The organism is Pseudomonas sp. RL_15y_Pfl2_60, from assembly GCF_963970595.1.
In the GTDB taxonomy this organism is placed as follows: Bacteria; Pseudomonadota; Gammaproteobacteria; order Pseudomonadales; family Pseudomonadaceae; genus Aquipseudomonas.
This window is the reverse complement of sequence record NZ_CAXAOE010000001.1, coordinates 131057-153991: the sequence shown is the minus strand read 5'-3', so window position 1 is coordinate 153991 and position 22935 is coordinate 131057. Positions and strand designations below refer to the sequence as shown.

Here is a 22935-nt window from a genome sequence, read left to right as displayed (position 1 = left end):
TTCTCTGGCAGGCTTGAGCGGCAATATTATGCACACATTCATCATGAGGTGCCGCCTCAGATTGTGAGACTGTCTGTTACACAACCGAATTACGCCGGATTTCATGGAAGAAATCCTGAGGGCAGGCAAGGATGCTGGCACAGATGATAGCGCTGATTGCGGGTCTACTCACGTTAAGCTTTTTACCGCATTTACCTGAACCTTGGATTTTGCTCCTGGCGTTGCTCTTAGCACTGCTGCTTTGTTTGCGTAAGCGATTGCTGCCGGCGTTGTTCTTGCTGGGTTTTGTCTGGGCTTGTGTCTGTGCGCAATGGGCACTTGATGATCGGTTGAGCCCGCAATTGGACGGTCGAACCTTGTGGCTGCAAGGCAAAGTGGTTGGCCTGCCTGAGCAAGATGGCAAGGTCATCCGCTTTCAATTGGCAGATGCCTACTCGCGACGAGCTACGCTGCCAAAACGGCTGCGCTTGTCTTGGTTCGGTGGGCCGCCGCTTGCTGCGGGCGAAACCTGGCGACTGGCGGTACGCCTGAAAAGACCCCATGCATTGGTCAACCCACAGTCGTTCGACTATGAACTCTGGCTGCTCGCCCAGGGCATTGGTGGCACCGGCACCATTAAAGCGGGTGAACGCCTGAGCGCTGGTGATGGTATTGCAACCTGGCGCCAGCGGATTCGTCAGCGCATTCTGGCCACCCCGGCCTATGGCCGCGAAGGCGCCTTGACTGCATTGGTGCTGGGCGACGGCTCAGGCCTGAGCACTGATGATTGGCGCACGCTGCAGCATACCGGCACGATTCATTTAATGGTCATCTCCGGACAGCACATTGGTCTGTTGGCCGGGCTGCTTTATGGATTGGTCGCAGGGCTCGCACGCTTTGGCTACTGGCCTGCAGCGCTGCCTTGGTTGCCTTGTGCCTGCTTGTCCGGCTTCGCTGGCGCTATCGCTTATGGAGGATTGGCAGGCTTTGAGGTGCCGGTGCAGCGCGCCTGCATGATGGTCGGCATGCTGTTGTTATGGCGCTGGCGATTTCGTCATCTTGGCGTGTTGCTGCCTCTGTTGTCGGCGATGTTGGTCATTTTGCTTTGGCAGCCGCTGGCAAGTCTGCAACCGGGGTTTTGGCTGTCATTTGGTGCTGCAGGCTTGCTTATGCTGGTGTTTGGCGGGCGGCTGGGCAAGTTGAACGGCTGGCGTTCGCTGGGGCGTGCGCAATGGGCAATGACCCTGGGCTTATTGCCTTTGTTGCTGGGCCTGGGCTTGCCGGTCAGCATCAGTGGCCCGCTGGTCAATTTATTTGCTGTACCCCTGGTTGGGCTGGTGATTGTGCCGCTGGCATTGCTGGGCACCTTGTTGTTGCCGTTGCCATGGCTGGGAACTGCAGTACTGGGTCTTGCCGGTGCCTTGCTTGAACTGTTGTTCAAATCACTGGAGTTTGCAGCCCTGTGGTTACCGGCTTGGCTCCCGGCAGGTTTGCCGCTGTGGGCCTGGTTGCTGGTAGCCATTGCGCTGTTGCTGTTGCTGGCCCCACGGGGCATTCCCGGGCGCAGCCTGGCGTGGTTTTTAGTCTTGCCATTGTTCTTTACCAAACCTCCCTTGCCACCTGAGGGACGGGCGCGGGTGGTCATGTTCGATGTCGGACAAGGCTCCTCGGTGCTGGTGCAAACCCGCGAGCATGCGTTGCTGTATGACGCAGGGGCGCGCTCGCCTGGGTTTGATATCGGTGAACGCGTGGTATTGCCGTCGCTGAGAACGCTTGGGTTGAGTGACCTGGATATCTTGCTGATCAGCCATGCGGACAATGATCACAGCGGTGGCGCCTTGGCGATCCACCAAGGCATGACGGTGGGGCGAGTGGTTAGCGGGCAACCGGCAGATTTGCCCGAGGCGCTTGATGCCCAACCTTGCACACCCTCCGCTTGGCAATGGAATCAGGTGCGCTTCAGTACCTGGCAATGGCCAGACGCCACTGAGTCCAACGCTTGGTCATGCGTCTTGATGGTTGAGGCATCTGGCGAGCGCCTGCTGTTGACCGGTGATATCAATGCCGAGGCCGAGCGTGCATGGGTGCGCCAGGGGAATGATTGGCGCGCGCAATGGCTTATGGCGCCGCATCACGGTAGCCGCAGTTCGTCATCGCAATTGTTCATTGATGCCGTTGCCCCGCATTCGGTATTGATCGCCCGGGGAAAGCATAACGCCTATGGTCATCCGCACCCGGATGTAGTGCGGCGTTATCAGCAATCAGGCGCCACGCTTTATGACAGCGTGGAGCAGGGGGCGGTGATTATTCAGCTGGGTTCTTTGCTGCCAGCGCAAGGAATGCGAAAAATACCGCGATTTTGGCGAGAAAAATGAGAACAGCGGCGGTCGGCGAGGTCACAGCCCTATGCTAGAGTGACGCCAATTTTGTTGAGGGGATACGCCACCGTGTGGGAATTGGTTAAAGCTGGCGGCTGGATCATGCTGCCGATCATCATGTGTTCTATCGTTGCTGCAGCCATCGTGGCTGAGCGCCTATGGACGTTGCGGCCCAGCCGTGTCACCCCGCCAAACCTGTTAGGCAAGGTCTGGCAATGGATCAAAGACAAAAAGCTCAACAACCAGAAGCTCAAGGAGTTGCGCGCAGATTCGCCGCTCGGTGAGATTTTGGCTGCGGGCCTGGCTAACTCCAAGCATGGTCGCGAGATCATGAAAGAGTGCATTGAAGAGGCGGCGGCTCGTGTCGTGCACGACATGGAGCGTTACCTCAACGCACTTGGCACCATCGCCGGTATTGCGCCGCTACTCGGCTTGCTCGGTACGGTGCTTGGCATGATTGAGATTTTCAGTTCGTTCATGGGCGCTGGCATGGCCAATGCGCCGGTGCTCGCTGGCGGTATTGCCAAAGCCCTGATTACCACGGCGGCGGGCCTGATCGTGGCAATCCCTGCGCTGTTCTTCCACCGCTACCTGCAGCGTCGAGTCGACGAGCTGGTGGTTGGCATGGAACAGGAGGCAATCAAGTTGGTTGAGGTGGTGCAGGGCGACCGCGAAGTTGATCTGGGTGGAGATAAGGCGTGAAGTTCCGGCGTAAAGCGCGGGAGAACGTCGAGATCAATCTGGCGCCGCTGATTGACGTGGTGTTTATCCTGCTGTTGTTTTTCGTGGTGACCACGACCTTCACTCGTGAAACCCAGATGAAGGTCGATTTGCCCGAGGCGGTTACTGGCGCCCCGCTAACGGATGCTGAAACCAAGCCGCTGGAGGTCTTGATTGCGGCGGACGGTAGTTTTTCAATCAATGGCAAGGCCTTGCTGAAAAGTGACCTGGAAACCTTGATCGCCGCATTGCAAAAAGAGGCGGCTGGCGATTTCAATCAGCCGTTGACCATCAGTGCTGACGGTAAAACCCCGCACCAATCGGTCATCACCGCAATGGATGCTGCGGGCAAGTTGGGCTTTGCTCACTTGCGCATGACCACAGTCGAGGCGCAGCCAAAGCCTTGATGGAGAATGCTTGATGGCTCTGTCTGATCGTCTGGTCGATGCCTGGTATAGCGGGCATCGGGCGCTGGCTCTTCTCGGGCCGCTGGAGGCCTTGTACCGCCAGGTGGTGCAGCGCAAGCGCGCGCGATTTGTCGCGGGCGAGGGCGAAATCTACCGTGCGCCGGTGCCCGTCATTGTGGTGGGTAACATCACGGTCGGCGGCACTGGCAAGACTCCGATGATTCTCTGGCTGATCGAGCAATGCCAGCAGCGCGGCCTCAAGGTCGGTGTGGTCAGCCGGGGCTATGGCGCTAAACCGCCGTCCTTTCCCTGGCGGGTGGCGGCAGAGCAGAGCGCAGCGGTGGCTGGGGATGAGCCGCTGTTGATCGTCCAGCGCAGCGGCGTGCCCTTGATGATAGATCCGGATCGCAGTCGCGCGGTGCAAGCCTTGCTTGAGGCTGAGCCGCTAGACCTGATCCTCAGCGATGACGGCTTGCAGCATTATCGGCTGGCCCGGGATCTGGAGCTGGTGCTGGTGGATGCCGCGCGAGGTTTCGGTAACCAGCGCTGTTTGCCTGCCGGGCCGCTACGTGAGCCGATAGAGCGCCTGCAAAGTGTCGATGCGCTCCTGTACAACGGGGCTTCCAGCGATCCGCAAGACGCTTTCGCATTTACCTTGCAGCCGACCCAGTTAATCAATTTGCGCAGCGGTGAGTCACGCCCGCTCAATCACTTTCCGGCGGGACAGGCGCTGCACGGTGTCGCAGGAATCGGCAATCCGCAGCGTTTCTTCAACACGCTTGAAGGGCTACACTGGCGGGTAAATACGCATGTTTTTGCCGATCACGCCGCCTACAGTCGTGAGCTGCTGAGTTTCAGCCCAGACTTGCCGGTGGTCATGACCGAAAAAGATGCAGTGAAGTGCCGCGCTTTTGCAGCGGATGATTGGTGGTATCTGGCCGTTGATGCGCAGCCCTCGCAGGCATTCGCTAACTGGTTTGATGCACAATTGAAGGCTTTATTGCCAGCTCGCTAGCTTTATACTGGCAAGCTGTCTGCACGCCGTTTTACCTCAAGGATCACCCATGGACCCGAAATTACTCGATATCTTGGCCTGCCCGCTGTGCAAAGGCCCGTTGAAGCTGGTGAGCGACAAAACCGAACTGGTGTGCAAGGCCGATGCGCTGGCGTTTCCAGTGCGCGATGGCATTCCGGTAATGCTCGAAACTGAAGCCAGGACCCTCAACGTAGACGAGCGTCTGGACAAATAAATGAGCCAAGCATTCAGCGTTGTCATTCCTGCGCGTTACGCCTCGACCCGCCTGCCGGGCAAGCCATTGCAGGATATTGGCGGTAAGCCGATGGTCCAGCACGTCTGGGAACAGGCATGCAAAAGCAACGCGCAGCGCGTGGTTGTGGCAACCGATGATGCGCGCATTGTCGAAGCCTGCAAGGCATTTGGCGCGCAAGTGGTGCTGACCCGGGTTGATCACAACTCCGGAACAGATCGCTTGGCTGAGGTCGCAACCGCGCTGGGCCTCGAACCCGATGCCATTGTGGTCAATGTGCAGGGCGACGAGCCGATGATCCCGCCTTCGATCATCGACCAGGTAGCAGCTAATCTGGCAGCCAACCCGCAAGCGGCGATCGCCACGCTCGCTGAACCCATTGATGACGTTGCCGCGTTGTTCAACCCCAATGTGGTCAAGGTCGCCACCGATGTGACCGGCTTGGCGCTGACTTTCAGCCGCGCGCCGCTGCCATGGGCGCGTGATGCATTCGCCGCCAGCCGCGAACAACTGCCAGCTGATGTGCCTTATCGTCGCCATATCGGCATTTACGCTTATCGCACCCAATTCCTCCACGACTTCGTCGCTTGGGGCCCGTGCTGGTTGGAAAACACCGAGTGCCTGGAACAGCTTCGCGCGCTCTGGCATGGCGTGCGCATTCATGTAGCTGATGCGCTTGAGGCGCCACCTGCCGGGGTTGACACCCAAGAAGACCTCGACCGTGTGCGTCAGTTGTTGAGCCAGTGATGCGCGTTTTATTCGTCTGCCTGGGCAATATTTGTCGTTCACCAACGGCCGAGGCCGTGTTTCGCCACAAGCTGGAACAGGCCGGGCTCGCAGAGCTGGTGCAGGTCGATTCGGCGGGCACCGGCGACTGGCACGTTGGCAAACCCGCGGATACCCGCACCCGGCGCGCGGCGCAATTGCGTGGCTATGATATGTCCGCTTTGCGCGGTCGCCAGGTTGAAGCCGATGACTTTCAGCGCTTCGACCTGGTGCTGGCCATGGATAACAGCAACCTGGGCAACCTCAAGCGTCTGCGTTCAAGCAATGAAGGCGCAGAGTTAGACCTATTTCTGCGTCGATACCAGCTTGAAGTAGACGAGGTGCCAGATCCCTATTACGGCGGCGAACAAGGATTCGAGAACGTACTCGATCTGATCGAGCGCGCCAGCGATGCCTTGCTCATCGAAGTAAAGGGACGCTTATGAGTCTGCACGTCGAGCGCGGGGTCTCGCTCAAACCCTATAACAGTTTCGGTATTGATGTGCTCGCTGCGCAATTTGCCGAAGCGCGCAGCGATGATCAGGTTCGCGCCGCGATTGCCTATGCCGAGGTGCAACAACTGCCGCTGATGTTGCTCGGTGGCGGCAGTAACCTGCTGCTCACCGCTGATGTGCAGGCATTGGTGCTGCGCATGAGCGGCCTTGGTATTCGAATTCTCAGTGAAGATGACCAGCATGTTGTGGTGGAGGCCGAAGCAGGTGAGCCGTGGCATCCATTTGTGCAGTGGACCCTTGACCAAGGCTTGGCCGGGCTGGAAAACCTCAGCCTGATCCCGGGCACGGTAGGCGCTGCGCCGATGCAGAATATCGGTGCCTACGGCGTTGAGATCAAAGACGTTTTTGTCGGCCTTACGGCCCTTGATCGACACACTGGCGAAGTCAGTGAATTCAGCCTGCAAGACTGCCAGTTTGGTTACCGCGATAGTTTGTTCAAGCGCCAAGCTGGGCGCTGGATCATTTTGCGTGTGCGTTTTGCCCTGAGCCGCGCCGCGCATTTGAACCTGGCTTATGGCCCGGTCAAACAACGCTTGAGCGAGCAGGGTATCGACAAACCGACAGCCCAGGATGTCAGCCGTGCGATCTGTGCGATTCGCAGTGAGAAGCTGCCGGATCCAGCGGTGTTGGGCAATGCCGGTAGTTTCTTTAAAAACCCCGTGGTCTCAGCCCAGCAAGTAGAGCATTTGCGCCAATTGCATGCTGATCTGGTGGCATATCCGCAGGACGAAGGCCAGTTCAAGGTCGCTGCTGGCTGGCTTATAGAACGGGCGGGCTGGAAGGGCTTTCGTGATGGCGATGCTGGTGTGCACAAGTTGCAGGCCTTGGTGCTGGTCAATTACGGCCATGCCAGTGGCGAGCAGATACTCGACTTAGCCAAACGCATCCAAGCGGACATCAAGCAGCGCTTCGCCATTGAGCTTGAGATAGAGCCCAACGTGGTTTAACTCTGCAAGCCAGGCAAAAAACAGGATTAATTACTGACCGACCCGGCTGCACCTAAAGCTGCCTGGAAAGTTGAAACATAACTGACTATGTTATCGATAACATTATGCTGTTAGAGTAGCGCTCACTGTTATTTTTGCCTTGGAGTGCTGGCCATGCTGACGTGTGGAGAATTGTTGGTTGAGATGTTGGAAGACTGCGGTGTGGATACTGTTTTTGGTATTCCCGGCGTGCATACCGTAGAGCTTTATCGCGGTCTGCCATCGACCAATATCAACCACATTACGCCGCGCCATGAGCAGGGCGCGGGCTTTATGGCCGACGGCTATGCGCGGGTCAGTGGCAAGCCGGGCGTGTGCTTTATCATCACCGGGCCAGGCATGACCAACATCACCACGGCCATGGGCCAGGCCTATGCGGATTCGGTGCCGATGCTGGTGATTTCCAGCGTCAACAACACCGAGCAACTGGCTATGGGCGGCGGTCGCCTCCACGAGCTGCCTTCGCAAAGCAATCTGGTCTCAGGCGTTGCCGCGTTCAGTCATACCCTGATGCGCCCGGATGAGTTGCCTGAAGTGCTTTCACGGGCATTTGCCGTCTTTAACAGTGCGCGGCCGCGTCCGGTGCATATCGAGATCCCGATTAACGTGATCACCGCGCCTGCCGACCATGTCAAACGTAAACTGGGTGCCGTACCCAGCCGTCCAGCGCCATGCCCGGATGCGATCTCCCGCGCGGTACAGATGCTTAAATCCGCCAAGCGGCCGTTGGTTCTGCTCGGTGGCGGTACTGCAAGTGCCAGCGCTGAAGCGGTGCGCCTGGTTGAGGCGCTGGACGCACCAACCGCTTATACCGTCAATGCCAAAGGTGTGTTGCCCAAGGGGCATCCGCTGGCACTGGGCTCGAACCAGTCATTGGTGCCGGTGCGTGAGCTGGTGTTGCAATCCGATGTGGTGTTGGCAATCGGTACTGAACTGGGCGAAACCGATTATGACGCGGTGTTTGATGGCAATTTCCGCATCGACAGCCAGTTGATCAGGATCGATATCGACGCCGAACAGTTGAACCGCAACTATCCCGCCGATATCGCCATTCTCAGTGATTCACGCCTGGCTATTCAGGCATTGTTGGCAGGACTGGGCGAGGGCGCAGCTTTCAATGCGGACAGCCCCGGTTGCAAGCTGGCGGCGAAGGTGCGCAAGCAGCTCGAAGCCTTGATTCCTGATGCATGGCATGCGCAGAAGCGGGTGTTGGATGTATTGCAGGACACCTTGCCAGATATGATTTTTGCCGGTGACTCGACGCAGATTGTCTACTCCGGCAATCACCTGTTTGAAGCCAACTCGCCGCGCACCTGGTTCAACTCGTCCACTGGTTACGGCACCTTGGGCTACGGTTTACCGGCTGCAATCGGCGCCAAACTGGCCGCGCCACAACGGCCAGTTGTTTCACTGATCGGCGATGGCGGCATCCAGTTCACCTTGCCTGAGCTGGCTTCGGCAGTTGAGGCCAACGCGCCGGTTATCGTCTTGCTGTGGAATAACAGCGGTTACGGCGAGATCAAGCGCTATATGCAGAACCGCAATATCCCAACCATTGGCGTTGATATCTACACACCGGATTTCCTAACGCTGGCCAAGGGCTTCGGTTGCAATGCCGAACGCGCCGAGAGCTTTGCTCAACTGCGTGAGTTGCTGCTGAGCGCGGCCAAGGCCGATCGGCCAACGGTGATTGAGATTCAGGAAAGCGCGGCCTTTCTGGCTGCTTGATCAATATAACGACTGGCCGCGACTGGTTCACGGCCAATCTGCAATGGTCGCCAGCATGGCCGGCATGGATAATAGCCGCACTTGGAATAGGCAAATACCACGGGGCCAATGCGTGACCAAGAACAAACCAACCGTACAGGATGTTGCACGGTTAGCCGGTGTCTCCGGCATGACCGTGTCGCGGGCGCTGAGCAAGCCCGACAAGGTTTCACAAGCCACGCGTGAGCGCATCGACCTGGCGGTGCGTGAGCTTGGCTATGTGCCCAATCTCGCGGCCAGCGCCTTGGTGACGCGACGCAGCGGTGTGGTCGGTGCGCTGATTACCACCATCACCAATCCAATTCTGGCGACCACCATTGAAATCCTGCAGCAGGGCTTGAGCAAGGCTGGCCTGCATATGTTGATTGGTGAAACCCGCTTCTCACCGGAAGAAGAAACCAAAATGCTCCGTGCTTTTCTGGGGCGCCAGTTGGATGGCTTGATTTTGGCCTACGGTTATCACACGCCTGAAACTTACGAACTGTTGGCGGCGGCGCGCATTCCGGTGGTTGAACTCTGGGATTTACCCGAGGGCGATAACCCGCGCCAGCCCGTGGGGCAAGTTGTCGGATTCTCGAACTGGCAGGCGGGCGCTGCAGCGGGGCGTCATCTGGTTGAGCGTGGTTATCAGCATCCCGCCTTCTTTGGTTTTGATGATGCCCGTGAGGACTTGCGTTGGCAGGGCTTTCGCCATGCGGTGATGCAAGGGCTGGCTGTCGAGCCGCTGCGCTTCAAGACTTCGGCGATCCCGCATATTGATGATGGTGTCGATGTAATCGAGCGCTTTTCGCGTGGTGAGCTTGAGTTTGACGGGGCGTTTTTTACCAACGACATGCCCGCCATCGGCGCTCTGTTCAGTTGTCAACGTAAAGGTATCAATGTGCCGGGTGAGCTTGGTATCTGCGGCTTTGGCGACTTGCCTATTGCCCGTGTTGCCACGCCAACGCTGACCAGCGTCAAGGTGCCTGCCGAGTTGGTTGCCAATGCGACGGTCGAGTTGCTCACACAAATGATCAAGGGCGAGGGCGCAGGCTTGGGGCTGATTGATGTTGGCTGTGAATTGATCGCCCGCGAATCAACTGCGCGCTAGTCGGTCAGCAGTATATGCACGGCCCTTGGCCCATGTGCGCCGTAGAGCAATTGTCCGCCAATATCCGCAGTGCTTGATGGGCCGGTGATCAGGTGTACCGCTTGTGGTATGCGCTCACTTGGGCTGCTGAGCAGCGGCCAGAGCTGTTCGAGCTGGCTGAGCAGGTGTGACCTGGCCAACACAACCAGATGATACTCGGGCAGGAAGTTGAGCCCGGCAGGGTTATCTGCGTTTGCCAGCATCACCAGGCTGCCGGTCGCAGCAATACCGGCAAAGGCTTGAGCAACACCGATAGGGTGATGGCCATGAGTGGTGCCGACGTCTATCTGCAAGCCAGTTTGTTGCCAAGGCAAACTGGCCAGGGCTGGGGCAATCGCCAGCGGGCCATGCAATTGATGTTGGGTGCAGAATGTTGCAACGGCCTCGGGAACCTGGGTGATGTCAGTCAGTTCTTCCAGTGTCACCCCGGTGACTTTCAGGCGCGCGAGAAACTGTTGATACAAATCGACGCTGGCCTCGCTCAGGGCGATGCGTTCGTGATAAGGGTGCGGCTTGATGACTGAATACGCCTCTCGCCCCAGCGCCTTGCGCACGTTGGCCAGAATTTCCTGGCGTGAGCTGCTCATTGTTCACTTCCGTTTTGGTCAGCTTGGCGTTGCTGCCAGAGTTGTTGGAATGTCGCGCCTTGCGGTGCGGGCATGTCGCGTTGTTCAGTCCAGCTGCGCGCAAGTGGCAGGCGGCTGAAGCGCCCGCGTTTGTTACTCGCCCAGTTCATGGTGCGTGCGGCCATTGCTGTCAACAGTCGATAAAGTCGTGGGCGGCGGGCCAGTGCTGCCCAGAGGCCAATACCCCAGCGCGTGGTGGTCGCGGTTAGTTGTTTTTGCCAGTGCTGGCTGCGCAGTACACGCATCATGTCGGGCAGAGGAATTTGCATAGGGCAGACCTCCGCGCAGCGACCATTGAGGGTGCAGGCGTTAGGCAGGTCGACCGTTTGCTCCAGGTTGGTAAGTTGCGGCGTCCAGATTGAGCCCATCGGCCCTGGATAAATCCATCCGTAGGCATGGCCACCGACCCAGTTGTACACCGGGCAGTTATCCATGCAGGCCGCGCAGCGGATGCAGCGCAGCATTGGCCGGAACTCACCGGCAAGCATTTCACTGCGGCCGTTATCCAGCAGGATGACGTGGCATTGCTCGGCACCATCGAGTTCAGCGTCAGTTTTCACTCCGCCGTAAAAGGTGGTGTAACTGGTCAGGGGCTGGCCGGTGGCGCTCAGGGCCAATAGCTGTAAATGAACCCCGGCATCTGCTCGGGTTGGCAAGACTTTCTCTATGCTTGCCAGAACAATGCGCACCTTCGGCAGGATGCTGGTGAGATCGCCGTTGCCTTCATTGGTGACCAGCACATGGCTGCCGTCTTCGGCGATCAGGAAGTTGGCTCCAGTAATACCGACCTCGGCTTCGAGAAAACGCTTGCGCAACAAGCGCCGGGCTTCGGCGAGCAAATCAGCAGGCTCGCGCAGAAAGCCTTCCCGGCCAAGGTTGTGATGATGTTCATGGAACAAGGCCTGCACCTGCTCCAGGGTTTTGTGGATAGCAGGGCCATTGATATGGCTCGGCGGCTCATCAGCCAGTTGCAAGATGTACTCGCCAAGATCAGTTTCGTAGCGTTCGATACCGGCGCGGGCAAGGGCATCGTTGACCCCCATTTCCTCGCCAATCATGGTTTTACCCTTGATCACGCTGCGCGCATCAGCCTGGCGGCAGATATCGAGCACGATTTGTTGCGCCTGTTCCGGCGTTTGTGCCCAGTGCACCTGAGTGCCTTGCCTGATTGCGGCCGCTTCGTAGCGTTCGAGGTAATGATCGAGGTGAGCGAGGGTATGGTCCTTGATTGCCTTGGCTTGTGCACGCAAGCCCTGAAAATTAACTGTCGCGTCGACTTGCACGCGAACATGGGCGGCAAATTTGCGGTTCTCGGCCATGGCCGCCTGTAGATTTGGCTCATGCAGCGCTGCGCGTGCTGCAGCTTTGAAATTAGCAGACGAGAGTTGCATCAGTGCACCTCTCCTTCGCCAATGGCCGGGATCTGGGTCATGCCAGCCAGCACTTCGGCCACATGGAATACTCGTACCGGGCTGCCCAGGCGGGTGAGTCGACCGCTGATGTTAAGCAGGCAACCGAGGTCACCGCCGGCCAAGGTGTCGGCGCCGCTGGCCTGGATATTACTGACTTTCTGGCTGGCCATGCGGGCGGAAATTTCCGGGTATTTGACGCAAAATGTTCCGCCAAATCCACAACAGGTCTCAGCTTCTGGCATTTCAACCAACTTCAGCCCTTGCACCTGTTCAAGCTGCTTGCGCGGTTGCTGTTTGATACCCAGTTCGCGCAACCCCGAACAGCTGTCGTGATAGGTCACAGTGCCCTGATAACTGGATTGCAAAGCGGTTGTATTCAATACATCGATAAGAAAACTGACTAATTCAAAGCTGCGTTCAGCCAGGCTTTTCGCCCGTTTCAGCCACTGCGGATCATCGCTGAATAACTGCGGGTAATGCACTTTGACTTGGCTCATGCATGAGCCGGAAGGGCCTACCACATAGTCGAACGCTTCGAATGTCTTGATAACCTGGCGCGCCATCGCCCGTGCCTGAGCAAGGTTGCCACTGTTGAAGGCCGGTTGACCGCAACAGGTCTGCAAGCCCGGAACCTGCACCTCGCATCCCGCTTGCTCGAGCAGTTGAACGCTGGCGAAGCCAATACTTGGACGATAGAAATCAACCAGGCAGGTGTGAAGAAGCCCGATTAAAGGCTTGGTTCTGGGACTGGTCATAGAGGCCATTCGGCGATTTATAGAAGGGAAATGAGTCTATGTTATCGATAACATTTCTGTCAATTTGTCGCCCTAAATGGCGTTGGTAGGGGTTTAGCTAGTTGTTATCCGCAGGGCTTGACTGGGGGAAGGGTTAGGCCTGCTCGCGCCATTGCAGCAGCCATTGGGCGAAATGGTTGGCCTTGGCGTCACGGTTCAACTTGGGGGTCACCACGTAATATTCGCCACAATTGAGCGGGGTTTTGCAGGCAATTTTCAGGCGTCCGGCTTCCACATCCTGGGTTACAAAGAGGCGCGGCAATACGGTAGCCCCCAAGCCGTGGAGCGCACCGTCGAGGACAAATTGGAAGTGTTCCAGGCGCTGGCCAGGCAGCATTTCAATTTCCTTGTGGCTCAGGCCCGCGTCATCCAGCCACAGCTGGGTCGATGACCTGAATTGCGGTGAGTGAGCGGCGTGATGCAGGAGTGGGTAACGCAGTATGTCGCGCCTCTGGATGATCTCGCCATGCTTTTCCAGCAGTTCCGGGGTGCACACTGCAACCATTTCGCCTTGCATCAGGAACTGCGCGTCGAACTCGGGCCAGTTGCCGTCACCATAGAGAATGCCAACGTCATAACCTTCGTGGCCGTCATAGAGGCGGCGCAGGTCGTTCATGATCTCCAGGTCGATTTCCGGGTGCAGGCGTGCGTAGTCACGTAGTTTCGGCAGCAGCCAGCGGGTGGTGAAGGAGGGCTCGGCACCGATCCGCAGGTGCCCGGCATGGCTGCTGCGTACTTGGTGCGTCGCCGCTTCTATCTGATCCAGCAGCAGGCTGATTTCCTGCACGTACTGGCGGCCATTGTCTGTCAGTTGTAGCCGTTGCTTGACCCGTTCGACCAAGGAGCAGCCGAGCATTTCCTCAAGATTCTTGATCTGTCGGCTGACTGCGCTTTGCGTCAGGCTCAGCTCTTCTGCGGCCTTGGTCACGCTCATATGGCGAGCGAAGGCCGAAAAACAGCTCAGGGAAATCATGCTGGGAAGTTGTCTGCGCACAATAGTTCATGACGTTTTGGAATGATTTAGACAAGAATAAGTCGATATTCGTCAGTCCACAAGCCGCTTACTCTCGGCGCATAACATTAGCACGCAGCTGTAAGCAGACCACGTGCGGTCAAATGACTGGTCGCAGGTTTTCTCAGCTCTGCCAAATCGCCTGAGGAGCTCACATGAATAATAATCCGGCCACAGAACAATCCCTGCGTACCGACTTGGCCGCCGCGTATCGGCTGCTACAACTTAACGGGTGGGGCGATCAGGTGTTCACCCACATCTCCGTGCGCCTGCCCTCGGATGAACCGGCGTTTTTGATCAATCAATACGGTTTGCTTCCTGAAGAGATCACGGCCACCAACCTGGTCGGTATCGATATCAACGGCAAGAAGCTCGACCCCAGCAGCCCCGAAGTCAATCCAGCCGGTTTCACCGTGCACAGCGCTATTCATATGCGGCGTCACGATGCAGTGTGCGTGATGCACACCCACACGCTTGCAGGCATGGGCGTTGCGGCGCTGGAAGAGGGGTTGCTGCCGCTCAATCAGACCAACATGGCCTTCTATAACCGTGTGGCTTATTACGATTACGAAGGTATCCCGCTTGATCTGGAAGTGCGCGAGCGCATCGTAGGCGCTTTGGGCAACAAGAACTGCGCAATCATGCGTAACCATGGCTTGCTCACTGTCGGCCGCAGTGTTGCCGAAGCCTATTTCTTGATGTTCTACCTGAACAAAGCCTGTGAGATTCAGCTTGAAGCGATGAAGGCCGGGCGCCCCCTGATTCTTCCCTCCGCTGAAGACTGCGAAATGACGGCTCGCCAATTTGAGCATCCAGCCTATCACCAGGAAAGTGTCGACCTGGTCTGGCAGGCAGAGTTGCGCCGCCTGGATCGTCTTGACCGCTCATTTAGAGACTGAACACCAGTACAACCGTCCGACTTCAACTATTAGAACTGCGTGCAAACCAAGCAGCACCACAACTATAAAAAGGTGACAACATGCTGGAATCAACCGAGACACAACCCTCATCAAGTCGAGATGGAGCACCCTTGGGGCCTTATACCACCAAGCAATTGCTGCGTTTTATCATTCCAACCCTGTTTGGCGTGTTGCTGTTTCTGACGCCTGTGAGTGTTGATGGGCGTATCACGGTGATGATCGCGTTCATCATCGACTATGTAAACGATGTGCTTAAACCTATGTTGGTGCCGGCCACCGTTGTCGTGGCCACTGTTCCCAGCCTGATTACCTTGTTGGTGCGGTTTAGCCCGCTGAGGCACAACCCCAACCGCTTTGTTCAGCTGTTCAACCCGAGCCTGCCCTGGACTGTAGTCCGGGTGATCGGTGCGGTGCTGATGCTGATGGTGTTCTTCAAGGTGGGGCCTGAATGGATCTGGAGCCGCGATACCGGCGGGGTGATGTTGTATGACGTTGGCCCGGTGGTACTAGCGATTTACCTGCTTTCAGCCATTTTGCTGCCACTGCTGACAGACTTTGGCCTGATGGAATTTATCGGCACCTTGGTCAGCCGTGTGTTCGAGAAGCTGTTTGGTTTGCCTGGACGCGCTGCGGTCGACTGCGCAGCATCCTGGCTGTCAGCGTCCAGCGTGGGCATCATGCTGACAACCCAGCAATACCGGGGTGGCTTCTATACCAGCCGTGAAGCCTGCGTTATCTCGACCAACTTTTCGATCGTATCCATTGCCTATGCCTACCTGCTGCTCAAGCTGATTGGTATGGAGCATGTGTTTATCCAGTGGTATCTGTCGGTTGCCGTTACCGGCGTTATCTGCGCCCTTATCGTGCCGAAGCTGCCGCCGCTGCGTGGCAAGCTCGATAGCTACGAGCCCAGTGTTGGCAAGCAGTTGGTAACGGATGACGACAAGAGCCAAGGCTTGTTTGCCTTGGGCCTGCGTCGTGCAATCCAGCGCGCAGAAAAAGCCAGCGGCCCATTTGAGTTGATCAAGCAAGGCGTGCACATCAGTGCCGACATTGCGATTTCGGTCTACCCGGCAATGATGCTGATCGGCTGTGTTGGCCTGTCATTGATCAAGTACACCACGGTGTTTCACGTATTGTCGTTGCCACTCGTGCCGTATTTGGAGTTGCTGCAAATTCCACAGGCCGCCGAGGCTGCACCTGCGTTGCTGGCCGGGATTGTCGACAGCATCATGCCGTCGATCCTGGCTTCGGGGATCGAAAGTGAAATCACCCGTTTTGTACTGGTCGGTGTTGCGGTTACCCAGATCATTTTCTTCACTGAAGCGGCAATCATTCTGGTTCGGGCAAACTTCGGTTTGCGTTTGCGCGACCTGTTCATGATCTATCTGCTACGGGTGCTGATCTCCCTGCCGGTGCTGTCGCTGATGGCGCACCTGGTGCTGTAACTCAAGCTTGTTTTCGGTGCTCCAGCGGTTAGTCCCGCATGCTGGAGCACCCTTTTATTTCTTTGACACTAATCTGTCTGCTCCGATTTGGCTCGGCTGAGCCGCGGAGCAAATTGCTTCGAGGCGAATGCGATGGCGAAGTCCGACAACTACCTTTCTTCCAATATTCGCGGTGCAATAGGCGCTGCTGAATTGGTACTGATCAACGGCCGAATTTATACCGTCGACGACCAGCAGCCATGGGCTGAAGCGGTCGCAATCAAGCATGGTCGTTTTGTTGCTGTTGGCGATTACAACAGCGTGGCGCCCTATATCGGCGAGCAGACCCGGGTACTGGACCTGAAAGGGCGTTTCGTGATGCCCGGTCTGTATGACATGCATACCCATCCCGATCTGGCTCTGGCGCCGGGTTATTCCGGTGATCTGGCAATTGGTCTGGATGACCCGACACCCGAGCAGGTCAAGCAGTCGGTACTTGATTATGCCGCCGCCAACCCCGGTGATGGCTGGGTGTATGGCCAATATTTTGTGCGCTACACATTCAAGCAAGCTGGCTTGGTCGCGGATCGTGAGTGGCTCGATAGCTTTATGCCGGACCGTCCCGTGGCGATTCTGGATCGCTCCTGGGGTTGCATGATGGTCAACTCCAAGGCGCTGGAACTGGCCGGTATCGATGCCGACACCATGGACCCGCGCCACGGGTATATCGAGCGCGACAGCATTACCGGTGAACCAACCGGAATATTGGTTGACGGTGCCTACGCACTGATTCACGCGGCCATGCCCCCAACCCCGCAACATGCATTGAAGCGTGCCTATCGCGAAGGCGTGCAGTTCCAGAGTGGCCATGGCGTGGTCGGCACCAAGTATGTGCATGTTTGCGAGCATCGCCTCAATGCGCTGAAGTCGATTGATCAGGCCGGTGAACTGACGGTGCGCGTCGAGGCGGCAATTAGCTGGCAGGACGACATCTTCCCGGTCAAGCGGCGCTGGGAGTTGCTTGCCGGTGAGCGGCATTTCTACCGCAGCGCCCGGCTCAATGCCAATGCCGTGAAGTTCCACTTTGACGGCACCCATGAGTCACGATCGTCTTACCTGTCGAGCGCCTGGCCTGGCGAAAGCAGTTGGCGCGGCCACCTCAACCTGACGCCTGAACACATCAGCGACATGGTTGTGGATATGGATCGCAAGGGCGTACGGGTGATTGCCCACTGTACAGGTGATGGTGCATCTGACCTGTTCCTCGATGCCGTGGCCGAAGCGCGTCGGCGCAACGGCGACAGCGGCGTGCGTCACCAGTGTGCGCACAGCACCACTTTGCTCGACGCCAACCTGCCGCGTTTTGCTGAGTTGCAGGTTACCGCTGAGTTTTCCCCGGTGGGCTGGTTCCCGTCTTCCTTTGCCAACGCCCGTGCAGTGTTTGGTGAAGACCGTATGCAGCGCGCCTACAACTTCAAGGGCGTCCTGGACGCTGGCGGCGTGGCGGTAATGGGCACCGATTGGCCGGTTTCCAGCATCAACCCTTGGATCGGCTTCGAGGCGATGATCACCCGCGAGAATCCGTTTGGTGACATGGAAGGTTGCTTCTATGGCAATCCGATCACTTTGGAGCAGGCGATTCGCGTCATGACCATCAACGGCGCCTGGTGCATGGGCATTGATGACAAGGCAGGTTCTATCGAAGTGGGTAAGTCGGCTGATTTGATCGTGCTCGACCGTGACCTGTTCGCACAGCATCCGAAGGGCAATATCCATAACACCCAAGTGCAGTTGACCTTGCTTGAAGGTGAGGTGATGTGGGACCGCCAAGGCGAATTCGAAGACACCGACCATGCGGCCATCTGGCAGGGCGAGCTCCCTAATTTTTGATCAATGTAAGCAGGGCACTTGACCCTGCTTACATGCGTTGAGGTTCAGGCTTATGAACAGAAGACCAAGCATTCCGGTCACCATAGTTTCCGGTTTTTTGGGTGCCGGTAAAACCACGTTGCTCAATCGCATCCTCAATAGCGATCACGGTCTGCGCATGGCGGTGATGGTCAATGACTTTGGTGCGATCAATATCGATAGCCAACTGATCGTCAGCCAGACCCAAACCACTGTCAGCCTCACCAATGGTTGCATTTGCTGCACCGTGGAAAGTGATTTGATCGAGCAATTAAGCCGCATGCTCGATAGCCGGGAAAATCGACCCGAGTACATTGTGATTGAGGCCAGCGGCGTATCCAATCCGCAGAAAATCGCCAACACCCTGCGTTATCCGCAGTTTCGCAATGCCTTGAATATCGACAGCATAGTGACTGTGGTTGACGCCGCTCAGTTCGAGGGGCTCAAGGGGGAAATGGCGCAACTGGCCATGGATCAGCTCGATGCAGCTGACATTATCGTGCTTAACAAGATCGATCAGGTCAGCGATGAGCAGGTTGCAGCTTTGCGTGCGCGCTGGTTGTACCCCAATGTTCGTTTGCTGCAGGCGCAGCATTGTGAGGTGCCGCTGGAATTAGTGCTGGGAGTAGGGCGCCTGAGTGCGGGGCCTAAGCTCAAGCCGGTCACTATGGCCAGTGTGCTGGGAACCGTGCCTGAGCCTGATCATTCCTCGGTTTTTTCGACCTGGAGTTGGCAATCAGATCAGCCATTGTCGCTGAAAGCGCTGCGTCAGGCGCTTGCGGCTTTGCCTGCGAACATCTATCGGGCCAAAGGCATCTGCAATATCGCAGAAGCGCCACAGCAGCGCAGCGTGCTGCATCTGGTCGGTAGTCGAAGTGAGATCAAGCTGGCTGAAGATTGGCGCGATGCCAAGCCTTATAGCCAACTGATTGTTATTGGTACGCGCGACGCGATCAATCCGGCGAGCCTGCAAGCAGCATTTGACAGGTGTATTGCTTAGCCATTTGTTTGACTGGTAGAGAGTGACTGATGCTTTTCAGTCACGATCTGCCACTGCGAAAAACCGGTTGCTTAACTATAATTGACTCTTTGCTCGCTAGGTTTGCGGAGGACAAGCTTCGCGTTGTCGCACCCTACGAGGTATTTGCCTGTGCTTGAGTGATGCCTTATTCAGGACGGGTCACAGGATATAAAAAAGGGACGCCGAAGCGTCCCTTTTTATTTTACCGAGTAACCTCAGACTTGCGGTTTAGGCGCATCATCTGTCTGTTGCTCTTCAGCTTTTTCAGTTTCTTTTGCTTCTGGTTCGGCTGTTTCAGTCGTCTCATCAGCTTTGGCCGGGGCCGGCGCTTCAGGTGCGGCTTCAACAGGCGCTTGTACAGGAGCAGGCGCTTCAACTGGAGCTTCAACAACAACCGGAGCCGCTTCGGCAGCTTGCGCTGCTTCACGCGCCAGGCGTTCTTCTTCGCGCTTGCGGCGGCGAACTTCACGCGGGTCGTTTGGTGCACGGCCGTTGCTTGCCACTGGCGCTGGAGCAGGAGCCGGAGCTTCTACCACAGGTTCGGCGGCCGGCTCAGCAACAGGAGCTGCTGGTTCAGGAGCTTTAACTTCAGCGACTGCTTCGGCAACCTGTTCAGTTTTGGCTTCAACCGTCGGCTCAACGGCTACTGGTGCGCTTGGCTCGACAGCCTCAACCACTGGCTCTGCTTTTGGCGCTTCGGGTGTTGCGACCTCTTCAGTAGCAGGCAGCACGATAACTGACTCGGCAGGTGCCGGTGCTTCCTCAGTTTTTGCCTCGGCCGGAGCGGCTTCGGTTTCAACTGCAGGTGCTTGCTCGGCTTCTGGCTTGCGGCTCTGACGCTGTGGGGCTTGAGCTGGTGCTTGAGCCTCTTCAGTGGCAGTGGCCTCAGTTGCGGCAGCCGGTTGATCGACTTGCGTTGCGGCAGCAGTTGCAACTGCTGTAGCGGCTAGCGTGTCGGCCGTGTTTTCCTCGGTATTTTCGATCACATTGCCGTTTGCATCACGCTGACGCTCACGACGATTGCTGCGACGACGCTGACCGCGTGAACGGCGACGTGGGCGCTCGTTCTCGTTGTTGTCTTGATCGTCGTCCTGAGCATTTTCGTTGCTGTTGAGCTCTTCGTCTTCAGTCGCTGCAGCAGTCTGCTCTTTGCGCGGTTGACGCTCTTCGCGTGGCTGACGCGGCTGGCGCGGTTCGCGTTGCGGGCGCTCGTTGGCAGCTTCTTCAGTGGCGTTGTTGCTTGGCGCGTCCAGCGGCTCACGCAGCTCGCGCACTTGACGCTCTTCACGTGGCTTACGCTCGCGAGGAGGGCGCGACTGGCGGTTTTCCTGTGGTTCACGAACTTCTACAACTTCGCGTGGTTGACGCTCCTCACGTGGCGCACGTTCTTCACGCGGCTGGCGTGGTTGGCGTTCTTCACGAGGGGCGCGTTCTTCGCGTGGCTTGCGCTCTTCATCGCGACCGTCACGACGGCCACCACGGTTGCGGTTTTGCTGGCGGCCATTGCGGCGTTCATCGTTGCGCGCTGGGCGCTCGGATTTCTTCTCAATGACGACGACTGGTTTTTCTTCTTCCTTGGTCGCAAACAGGCTCACCAGCGACTTAACCAGGCCTTTGAACAGGCTCGGCTCAGGAGCTGCAGCAGGCGCAAGGGTTTCGGTTGGCGTTGGTGCTGAGCGAGGCGGTGCTGCCTTGATTGCCGCTTCCTGGCGAACCAGGGTGCGGGTGCCGGTCGCTGGCTTCTCTTCTTCAACTTCAGCGGTCGCCATTTCATAGCTGGACTGAGTTGTTTGCGCTTCCATGCTGTCGTCACGCAGGCGCTGCACTTCAAAGTGCGGCGTTTCAAGGTGATCGTTTGGCAGGATGACAATGCGTGCACGGGTGCGCAGTTCGATCTTGGTGATCGAGTTGCGTTTTTCGTTGAGCAGGAAGGCTGCAACTGGAATTGGCACCTGGGCGCGAACTTCAGCGGTGCGGTCTTTCAGGGCTTCTTCTTCGATCAGGCGTAGGATTGCCAGCGACAGCGACTCAACATCACGGATGATGCCTTGGCCGTTGCAGCGCGGGCAGACAATGCCGCTGGTCTCGCCCAGCGATGGACGCAGGCGCTGACGCGACATTTCCAGCAGGCCAAAGCGTGAAATGCGACCGACTTGTACGCGGGCACGGTCAGCTTCAAGTGCTTCGCGGACTTTCTCTTCAACGGCGCGCTGGTTTTTCGCCGGCGTCATGTCGATGAAGTCGATAACGATCAGGCCGCCGATGTCACGCAAGCGCAGTTGGCGCGCGATCTCTTCGGCTGCTTCAAGGTTGGTCTGCAGTGCGGTTTCTTCGATGTCGCTGCCTTTGGTGGCGCGCGCCGAGTTGATGTCGATCGACACCAATGCTTCGGTCGGGTCGATGAAGATCGAGCCGCCGGAAGGCAGTTTCACTTCACGCTGGAAAGCGGTTTCGATCTGGCTTTCGATCTGGAAGCGGTTGAACAGCGGAACGCTGTCTTCGTACAGCTTGATCTTGCTGGCGTACTGCGGCATCACCTGGCGGATGAAGCTCAGGGCTTCTTCCTGGGCTTCAACGCTGTCGACCAATACTTCGCCGATGTCCTGGCGCAGGTAGTCGCGGATGGCGCGGATGATGACATTGCTTTCCTGGTAGATCAGGAATGGCGCGGCGCGGTCTTGGGAGGCTTCTTTGATCGCGCTCCACAGTTGCAGCAGGTAATCAAGGTCCCACTGCATTTCTTCGCTGCTACGGCCCAGGCCTGCTGTGCGAACGATCAAGCCCATGTCCACTGGCGCGTTGAGGCCGTTGAGGGCTTCGCGCAACTCGTTGCGCTCTTCGCCTTCGATGCGGCGCGAGATGCCACCTGCGCGAGGGTTGTTTGGCATCAGTACCAGGTAACGACCGGCCAGGCTGATAAAGGTGGTCAGGGCTGCGCCCTTGTTGCCGCGTTCTTCTTTTTCAACTTGAACGATAACTTCTTGGCCTTCGCTCAACACATCTTTGATGTTGACGCGGCCATCGGGTGCTTTCTTGAAGTACTCGCGGGAGATTTCTTTGAGGGGGAGAAAACCATGACGCTCTGAGCCGAAGTCGACAAAAGCGGCTTCCAGGCTAGGTTCAACGCGGGTAATGCGGCCTTTGTAGATATTGGCCTTTTTCTGTTCGCGAGCACCGGATTCAATGTCCAGGTCATAGAGGCGTTGGCCATCGACCAGAGCAACACGCAACTCTTCCGGTTGAGTTGCGTTAATCAGCATTCTTTTCATGTAGTACCGTCGGTTTCCGTTGCATCGGAAGCGGCGTTCGGCAAACACGACGTTCAGAGTCGGTGTTAGGCGCGTCAGAAACGGTTGTAAGGCGTTTCATTGTCGAGCGACGGTCAGCCAATTGTGCTGGGCCGCGACGGACGTCTCCTGCTTGCTGTATGTGACAGTAAGCACTAAGTCAGGAGGAGGAATCGGTAACTGGTAGCGGACGAGATAAGGCGTCTTGAGCAAGCTCATTGCTACGCAAACCAGTTGCTGTACATCTCCACCTTACACGTATCGCTGAAAATCCTGTGCCGCTCGCAAAATCCGTAGCGGGTTGGCTATTACCGCAACTCACCAAAAGGGGAGAGTTGCGCATCATTATGTTCGAGGCTTTATTTCCGAATTCTTCGAGGGCCCATGTGGCCTTGCTAGCTCTGAAGAACCCGTCGGACGGCCTTGCGTCCCAAATGGGTTGCGTTGGCTGGGATGGCAATTTAGCGAACATCTCCGAACCAGACCGCTTTTGGCGGCATTCGCGACTATAACAGCAATGATTAAGTGCTTCAAATCCATAAAAATTGTTATCATTGACCGAGGGTCTGCTCCCGTTTCATCGCGAGCCGCGTTGCAGTGTAAAATCTCGCGAG

The 22935-nt window shown here is 57.3% G+C and carries 19 protein-coding genes; 14 read left to right on the top strand and 5 right to left on the bottom strand.

Features of this window, described 5'->3' with window-relative positions:
• The first annotated feature begins 143 nt into the window (after positions 1 to 143).
• The 10 genes from AACY26_RS00765 to AACY26_RS00720 all read left to right on the top strand — a co-directional run bounded on the left by AACY26_RS00765 (position 144) and on the right by AACY26_RS00720 (position 9875).
• Positions 144 to 2354 carry a DNA internalization-related competence protein ComEC/Rec2 gene (locus AACY26_RS00765; RefSeq protein WP_339510063.1) on the top strand — a complete coding sequence of 737 codons (2211 nt, stop codon included), beginning with the start codon at positions 144 to 146 and terminating at the stop codon, positions 2352 to 2354.
• A 72-nt stretch (positions 2355 to 2426) separates the two neighbouring features.
• Positions 2427 to 3059 carry a MotA/TolQ/ExbB proton channel family protein gene (locus AACY26_RS00760; RefSeq protein ID WP_010488974.1) on the top strand — a complete coding sequence of 211 codons (633 nt, stop codon included), beginning with the start codon at positions 2427 to 2429 and terminating at the stop codon, positions 3057 to 3059.
• On the top strand, positions 3056 to 3484 hold the full coding sequence (locus AACY26_RS00755; RefSeq protein ID WP_339510061.1) for an ExbD/TolR family protein: 429 nt from the start codon (positions 3056 to 3058) through the stop codon (positions 3482 to 3484). The genes AACY26_RS00760 and AACY26_RS00755 overlap by 4 nt, the downstream gene beginning before the upstream one ends.
• A 13-nt stretch (positions 3485 to 3497) precedes the next feature.
• Positions 3498 to 4499, top strand: a complete 1002-nt coding sequence (gene lpxK / locus AACY26_RS00750) for a tetraacyldisaccharide 4'-kinase (protein ID WP_339510059.1) — start codon at positions 3498 to 3500, stop codon at positions 4497 to 4499.
• Between the two features lie 49 nt (positions 4500 to 4548).
• Positions 4549 to 4734: a Trm112 family protein gene (locus tag AACY26_RS00745; RefSeq protein WP_339510057.1), complete on the top strand. Its 186-nt coding sequence runs from the start codon at positions 4549 to 4551 to the stop codon at positions 4732 to 4734.
• The gene (gene kdsB / locus AACY26_RS00740) at positions 4735 to 5499 is read left to right on the top strand and encodes a 3-deoxy-manno-octulosonate cytidylyltransferase (RefSeq protein ID WP_339510055.1); all 765 of its coding nucleotides are present in this window, start codon (positions 4735 to 4737) and stop codon (positions 5497 to 5499) included.
• The gene (locus tag AACY26_RS00735) at positions 5499 to 5963 is read left to right on the top strand and encodes a low molecular weight protein-tyrosine-phosphatase (RefSeq protein ID WP_339510052.1); all 465 of its coding nucleotides are present in this window, start codon (positions 5499 to 5501) and stop codon (positions 5961 to 5963) included. The genes kdsB and AACY26_RS00735 overlap by 1 nt, the downstream gene beginning before the upstream one ends.
• Positions 5960 to 6979, top strand: a complete 1020-nt coding sequence (gene murB, locus AACY26_RS00730; protein ID WP_339510050.1) for a UDP-N-acetylmuramate dehydrogenase — start codon at positions 5960 to 5962, stop codon at positions 6977 to 6979. Before AACY26_RS00735 ends, murB begins: the two co-directional genes overlap by 4 nt.
• Before the next feature lie 153 nt (positions 6980 to 7132).
• On the top strand, positions 7133 to 8746 hold the full coding sequence (locus AACY26_RS00725) for a 5-guanidino-2-oxopentanoate decarboxylase (protein WP_339510047.1): 1614 nt from the start codon (positions 7133 to 7135) through the stop codon (positions 8744 to 8746).
• Between the two features lie 112 nt (positions 8747 to 8858).
• On the top strand, positions 8859 to 9875 hold the full coding sequence (locus tag AACY26_RS00720) for a LacI family DNA-binding transcriptional regulator (RefSeq protein ID WP_339510045.1): 1017 nt from the start codon (positions 8859 to 8861) through the stop codon (positions 9873 to 9875).
• On the opposite strand, the gene AACY26_RS00715 is transcribed toward AACY26_RS00720, so the two are convergent.
• The 4 genes from AACY26_RS00715 to AACY26_RS00700 form a co-directional block, all read right to left on the bottom strand.
• Entirely contained in the window at positions 9872 to 10501 is a 630-nt protein-coding gene (locus AACY26_RS00715) for a LutC/YkgG family protein (protein WP_339510043.1), read from the bottom strand. The two genes, AACY26_RS00720 and AACY26_RS00715, sit on opposite strands and share 4 nt — an antisense overlap.
• Positions 10498 to 11931 carry a lactate utilization protein B gene (locus AACY26_RS00710; protein ID WP_339510041.1) on the bottom strand — a complete coding sequence of 478 codons (1434 nt, stop codon included), beginning with the start codon at positions 11929 to 11931 and terminating at the stop codon, positions 10498 to 10500. Before AACY26_RS00710 ends, AACY26_RS00715 begins: the two co-directional genes overlap by 4 nt.
• A complete protein-coding gene (locus AACY26_RS00705) occupies positions 11931 to 12707 on the bottom strand; it encodes a (Fe-S)-binding protein (protein ID WP_339510039.1) in 777 nt (258 codons plus the stop codon). Before AACY26_RS00705 ends, AACY26_RS00710 begins: the two co-directional genes overlap by 1 nt.
• 133 nt (positions 12708 to 12840) lie before the next feature.
• The gene (locus AACY26_RS00700; protein WP_339510037.1) at positions 12841 to 13740 is read right to left on the bottom strand and encodes a LysR substrate-binding domain-containing protein; all 900 of its coding nucleotides are present in this window, start codon (positions 13738 to 13740) and stop codon (positions 12841 to 12843) included.
• A gap of 173 nt (positions 13741 to 13913) precedes the next feature.
• Between AACY26_RS00700 and AACY26_RS00695 the strand changes: the two genes are divergently transcribed.
• The 4 genes from AACY26_RS00695 to AACY26_RS00680 all read left to right on the top strand — a co-directional run bounded on the left by AACY26_RS00695 (position 13914) and on the right by AACY26_RS00680 (position 19013).
• Positions 13914 to 14657, top strand: a complete 744-nt coding sequence (locus AACY26_RS00695) for a class II aldolase/adducin family protein (RefSeq protein WP_339510034.1) — start codon at positions 13914 to 13916, stop codon at positions 14655 to 14657.
• A gap of 80 nt (positions 14658 to 14737) precedes the next feature.
• A complete protein-coding gene (locus AACY26_RS00690; protein ID WP_339510032.1) occupies positions 14738 to 16126 on the top strand; it encodes a YjiH family protein in 1389 nt (462 codons plus the stop codon).
• 132 nt (positions 16127 to 16258) lie between these two features.
• On the top strand, positions 16259 to 17995 hold the full coding sequence (locus tag AACY26_RS00685) for an amidohydrolase (RefSeq protein WP_339510030.1): 1737 nt from the start codon (positions 16259 to 16261) through the stop codon (positions 17993 to 17995).
• 52 nt (positions 17996 to 18047) lie between these two features.
• Positions 18048 to 19013: a CobW family GTP-binding protein gene (locus tag AACY26_RS00680; protein ID WP_339510028.1), complete on the top strand. Its 966-nt coding sequence runs from the start codon at positions 18048 to 18050 to the stop codon at positions 19011 to 19013.
• A gap of 236 nt (positions 19014 to 19249) precedes the next feature.
• Here AACY26_RS00680 and rne read toward each other — a convergent pair whose 3' ends face one another.
• Positions 19250 to 22303, bottom strand: coding sequence for a ribonuclease E (gene rne, locus AACY26_RS00675; protein ID WP_339510026.1), 3054 nt, complete (start codon positions 22301 to 22303; stop codon positions 19250 to 19252).
• Between the last annotated feature and the right edge of the window lie 632 nt (positions 22304 to 22935).